This window comes from Acetatifactor aquisgranensis (assembly GCF_943193215.1).
Taxonomy (GTDB): Bacteria; Bacillota; Clostridia; order Lachnospirales; family Lachnospiraceae; genus Acetatifactor; species Acetatifactor aquisgranensis.
Window position 1 is genome coordinate 1 of the sequence record NZ_CALPDH010000075.1, and the last position, 5,707, is coordinate 5,707.

5 protein-coding genes and 1 pseudogene are annotated in these 5,707 nt (G+C 39.4%); 4 read left to right on the plus strand and 2 right to left on the minus strand.

Annotation, left to right across the window (positions count from 1 at the left end; genetic code table 11):
- The first annotated feature begins 83 nt into the window (after positions 1-83).
- From NFS35_RS28455 to NFS35_RS28470, 4 genes and pseudogenes are all read left to right on the plus strand, one after another.
- Entirely contained in the window at positions 84-635 is a 552-nt protein-coding gene (locus NFS35_RS28455) for a hypothetical protein (RefSeq protein ID WP_251210323.1), read from the plus strand.
- Between the two features lie 72 nt (positions 636-707).
- On the plus strand, positions 708-2,036 hold the full coding sequence (locus tag NFS35_RS28460) for an IS701 family transposase (RefSeq protein WP_330640535.1): 1,329 nt from the start codon (positions 708-710) through the stop codon (positions 2,034-2,036).
- Between the two features lie 80 nt (positions 2,037-2,116).
- Positions 2,117-2,311, plus strand: a complete 195-nt coding sequence (locus NFS35_RS28465; RefSeq protein ID WP_120466958.1) for a hypothetical protein — start codon at positions 2,117-2,119, stop codon at positions 2,309-2,311.
- Positions 2,295-2,905, plus strand: a pseudogene (locus NFS35_RS28470) (GNAT family acetyltransferase). The gene NFS35_RS28465 and the pseudogene NFS35_RS28470 overlap by 17 nt, the downstream one beginning before the upstream one ends.
- Before the next feature lie 607 nt (positions 2,906-3,512).
- Here the strand turns inward: NFS35_RS28470 and NFS35_RS28475 are convergent.
- Positions 3,513-4,556 (minus strand): TIR domain-containing protein, encoded by a 1,044-nt coding sequence (locus NFS35_RS28475; RefSeq protein ID WP_251210325.1) that lies wholly within the window; start codon positions 4,554-4,556, stop codon positions 3,513-3,515.
- Between the two features lie 11 nt (positions 4,557-4,567).
- Positions 4,568-5,350, minus strand: a complete 783-nt coding sequence (locus NFS35_RS28480; protein ID WP_251210326.1) for a DNA-formamidopyrimidine glycosylase family protein — start codon at positions 5,348-5,350, stop codon at positions 4,568-4,570.
- Positions 5,351-5,707 lie beyond the last annotated feature (357 nt).

The following is a 5,707-nucleotide window of genomic DNA, read 5'->3' on the forward strand; positions in this document are numbered from 1 at the left end:
TGGCTCATTCATCTGAGATATGAAACTTAAAATTCCTTGATTTTTTAAGGAAAATCACTTGACATTATAGGGAGGAAATGTTGATGAAAAAAGAGGCAGGGTTCTTCTTAGCGATGATGTGTGTGTTGACATTAGTAGGATGTGGCACATCAAACAATGCGGAAAAAGCAGAGGACAAAATTTCACAGTCTGCTGTGGAAGAAAGCATAGCATCAGAGGAAATCAATGTTGTGTCAGCGTCAGGTGATACACAGGAGCCAGTGCAGGACTTTCAATCAGAAGTCGATGAGCCGTCACAGCCGGAAGAAGCGGATTATCAGAAAGATGCTGAGAAAGGTAATTCTGATATACAGGAAAAGGAAGAAAGTTTAGTGGATGTTACTGAAACCATGGAAGCAGAACAGGATAATCAAATAATTGTTCGACAAGACATAATAAACGTAAATGAAATTAATGAGCAGGGGGGAATAATTGAATTTGCTGGAGATATGACATATAAAGAGTTTACAGATTTGAATTGGGTTTCAGATATTGATAACAGTTTGAATGAGGATACAAGCGTATATATTGTTAAGATACACCACTTTACAAGTTTTTCCATAAAAAAGTATCGTACAGGACTTTCTGATGTATAATGAGTTTGCGACAACCATTACAAAGGAAAGTGACCCTGTACGACAAACCTATTATACAACAAAAACAGCCTGATTGGTAGACTCCATCAATACTTTTTTGCTTATTTTGAGACATTCCCTGCCCCTACTGCTGAGACACTGTTCTTATTGGTGCTGTCCATATTGGCAATGGAATCGGCACGCTCCATCCGTTTCCTCTACAGGCATTTCCTGTCCAGCATCACGGAGAAGTCGCAGAATGCCTTCTATTATGCCTGTTCCTATGCGAAAGTGGACTATTCCAGGTTCATGGACGTGACTGCATCCATGGCCCTGGAGCTGATTCCGGAACGCCTGAAGCCGCAGCCTGTCTTCCTCTGCATCGACGACACGATGGCAGCCAAGTTCGTGAAGGAGTTCGAGGACGTGTCAAAGCTCTTCGACCATGCCGCGCATAACGGCTGCAGCTACCTCAATGGGCACTGCTTCGTCAGCCTCATGCTCTGTGTCCCGGTATGGCGCGGGCACCGGGTCTCGTACCTGGCAGTCCCCCTTGGCTACCGCATGTGGAGGAAGGAAGAGTCCAAGCCGGAACTGGCGGCTTCCATGGTACGGCAGGCCATGCCCGGCCTTTCCGCACAGAGGAGCGTCATAATCCTCTGCGACAGCTGGTATGCCAAGAAGGACCTGCTGTGCGTTGTGGACGAATATGCCAACCTGGACGTCATCTGCAATGCCAGGTGCGACTCCGTCATCTATGACCTTGCGCCGCAGCCTACAGGCAGGAGGGGCAGGCCCGCCAGGCATGGGAGGCGGCTCTCCACAGAAAGCGACTTCACGCTCTCCGATGAGCGGATCGGGGACTACTACATCGGCGTGCGCAGGGTCCTCACCGACCTCTTCGGGCGGAGGGAGGTCCTTGCCTATGTGACGGCATCCGAAAAGGGGCAGGGCTCCAGGCGGCTCTTCTTCAGCACCAACTTCCCGCACCAGATGCACATGTACTGTGCCTGGCAGGAAAAAGCACCATTGAACCAGGCCGGGAGCAGCCAGATGCCGTACATCCCCATGCTGTGCTACTGTCTGCGCTGGAACATCGGGGTCAGCTACTATGAGCAGAAGACATTCTGGTCATTGTGCAGCTACATGGTCCGCAGCAGGAAAGGAATCGAGATGCTGGTGAACCTGATCAATGTCGCTTACTGCGCAATGAAGATACTGCCATACCAGGAAGAGGCCTTTTCAAAGTACCGCGGCGAAAGCGTACAGGAATTCCGATTTGCCCTTAGCGAAGGAATCCGGAGGCAGGTGTTTTATGCCACTTTCCTTCGGAACATCGAAACTGGTATAAAATCAATCGCTTTCGTGAAAGGCTTGAATCTATTGCTTCAGAGACAAAACAATAATTGGCATAAGTTGTAAAGTGGTGTAAAATAATAAAATAGAGATAGAAAAGTATGAATTGTAGCGGAAGAACCATACTAACAAAGGAGGTGTTTATCATGGCAACTTCAAGTATCACAAAGAATTTTGTCATTTCCGGCAAGGAACAGGTGGAGATGTTTGTTAATGCGATTGAAGAATCTGCCAAGAACCGTCCTGTTCATATACCTGTGGCTGCGAGAGAGATAACAGACGAAGCAGAACTGGTAGAATTTATGGCAAAATGGGAGAAAGCAAATGTTGGAAACAAATAGGTATTTAGTTATCAACATTCGGCGCTATCTTAATAGTGATAATCCAAAACTCGGAGAGAGCAGGCTTCTTCAAGTTCTCTCCGGTTTTTCTTGTCTGCGGAATCCGGATGTCGAGCGTTTTTTGAAAAAAGTTCAGTAGAGTTTACGAAAAAGAATCAGTCGGTTACATATCTTGTAATTAACATAAGCTGCATGGTGCTGGTTGGGTATTTTACCCTTGCATTGAAACCTTTAACTGTAAGGGGAGAAACAGTAAGCAATACCGTAAAGAAAAAGTTGCTGCGTGTCAGTGAATGGGATGAAAAATCAGATACTTATACCATGTCTGCATACCTTATTGCCCAACTTGGCAAAAATTTTACCAATGGTGCAGACAAAAAAATAACTGGCGAAGAATTACTCGCACTGGCATGGGACAAAATTAAAGAGATACAGTATTTGGGCGGAGGCGTAGTGACCTTCTTAGAAGCTGAAAATGAGGAAAAGCTTTTATCATTTTACCGCGATAACCGTTTTTCGCAGTTTGATACCAGGCAGACCGCATCAGATACGGAGGAGTCGCATGAGCTGCTACAGCTTTTAAGGCTGCTTTAATGCGATTTCGCAGCACTGAAAAGTATGGATTTTGTCGATTTGTCGAATCGCAAAATAAGGTGGGGTAAATTCCGCACAGGTGGGGTAAAAGGGGTAAATAATTTACCCCAGGGGTAAAAGTCATCAGAATCTAACAGCGGCACAGGCGGCTATTTCCAAATGATGCCATAGGAATTTGGGTACTCGCAGGCAAAAGTATTGAAGAATGGCTTAAAATCAAGGGTTTTAAGGCTTGGTGGGGTTCATCACGGTGGGTGGTGGGCCCCGCTTTTTCGTGTTTTTGGATGCCGCTGATAGGATGGCGATTGGGGAAAAATCGTACTATCAGGCAAAAGTATACTTTCACGCAAAAGTCAGGGGTTTCCGTGATAGTATAAAGCGGAAAGGTAAAAAGGTGTAGGATATTGGCGGTTTTGGCTGAAAGATGGATTAGCTTGACGGAAAATGCTGTTGAAAAACGGTGGATATGATACAAACACGAAAATTGCCTGTATTATCACGGAAATTTGTTTGGAGTTTTGTTTGCTTACGAAAGTTGTAGAATTTGATATTTATATTTTGTACTTAAAAAGCATCCCAGTTCAATTAGTGAGATGCTTTTTAATATTCATTCTTCATTTGAGTCTACTATAAACTTAAGTTCATCCAAATCAACCCTCCTTGATTTGGATATAATACTTTCAATGTCTCTTGTAAAAAAGTCACTTACATCATTCTTGACATCCATTAAAAAAGTAGGAGTAGGTTTTCCTTCATCAGTTAATGGATATAGCGAAACTACAATTTTATCGTCAAATTTATAAAATGAATAACTGGGATAAAATGAGTGGAAATATACTTCAATTCTATCGCCAAATCTATTCATCAGCTTATAAAAACAATCATAGGCATCTATAATTTTGCTTTTCATTGTTTTTCCGTCATCAAAATGTTCTTTTATGACTGCCATTAACATTTGATTGTTAACATCCGGTAAGATGACTGTCCATGTAGTATCTTCACGTTGGAAATAATTCTCAATTAAATCTTTATTTGATTCACGCCATTTTCTTGAATGAATAAAGCAAGTTATAAGTGTTGACGAATCGGAAAACAATTTATGGAAATCTTTTTTTTCAAAACAATTAAAAACATTATATTTTTCAATAATATTTTTGGTGAGTGGTTTTTCTAAGAGGTCAAATAAATTATTTTTTATTTCTGTGCAGGCATCTCTTACTGCATTTGCAATATTCCGTTCGTTTTTGCTGTAGTTATAAAAAATAGTAGTAATGCCGCTTAAGTCACTTGGTATATGCAATTCAAACTCGTTTGACGGATTTTGAGGTACTAAAATAAAGGTACGTTCTCTTCCTAATACTCCAATATACATACCTACTTCAAGCAAAACATTATCTCTTGCTGTATATTGTTTATGATTTCTTATTTCTATTAAGTCATCAGGTGAAAATACAAATATCCCAAATGACATTTCATATAGCGAATTTAGTAAATCCTCTAGAGTATAATGTCCAGATTTAAATAAATGGCTATTTCTCCAACAAATCACTTCTAAATTAGGCAATTCTGTACTTCGATTTAGATTAAGACATATATTTTCAGCGTATCTAGCACTTTCGCTAGATGAACCTACAAATATTTTGGTTTTCAATAGTATGTCTCCTATGCAAACAGTTGTTGCTTCTCAATATAATAAGTGGACTTTGAAGCAATTTTCTTACAAATCACTGGTTCTCCGTCTTCTGTAACGGTTTTTCTATGTACATTTAGAAAACTTCTTTCTTCCCCTGCAATAATATTTGGAGAAATTGTTTGAATACTCTCTATAGCATTTTTCAGTATTATTCCGATGGCTTCATAGATTGTATGTAAATTTTCCTTTGGAATTTTGCCAACAACAGATTCTGGTGAAATATTAGCTTTCCATAATATTTCATCAGCATATGCATTTCCTATACCACGAACTATATTTTGGTCAATAAGAAATGCCTTGATATTTTTTTTGGAATTAGAAAGTGCAATTTCCTCGAAATAAGCATATGTAAAATCACTTCCTAGGGCATCAGGAACTGTATTTTGAGGTGGATTAAATGTTATTTTACAAATCTTTTGGAAATCTGTAATTGCTAAAGACTCTCCGCCGTCAAAATCAAAAGATAAAATTTTGTGCTTTATTTTTTGCGTCTCGTCTGTGGAACAAACCTCAAATCTACCATGTAACATTAAGTGAACAGAAAATTGAGTTGTATCCTTTAGCTGGAAATATAACTCTTTACCACTACGATAAATATTGTCAATTTCATTTCCAATTATGATATTACTTAATTCGTTGGCATCTACATTACAATTTTTGGGGATATATAAATCAAATGACGAAATCTTTTTGTTGCAAATTCTTTTTTTCAAATTTATACTAAAAACTTGGAGATCAGGTAATTCTGGCATAATGTACCTCCCTAATAACATAAAATATTTGTTTTAGTTTACCACTTTGTTCTTTATTTTGTCAAGAAAATGTTCTTTGTCCTATATGGCAAAATATAGAATATTTTTAGAGTAATATATTGTTGATAAAGATGTGTATGGGAAATCAATAGGTACTGAAAATAGGAAGAGATATTTTAGTATGTGATAGGTGTTAATGTCAGGTGCTATAAGTTTTGCTTTCAAAGGTGTCTTAGTTTCCGGCAGATACGGACACGGAAAGCCGAAAAGGCCCGTAAACACGCAATGTCATTAACTTAAGGAATCTTTTACATTTGATATTGTAAAAGGTTCCTTTTTTCTGTATTTTTATTGTAT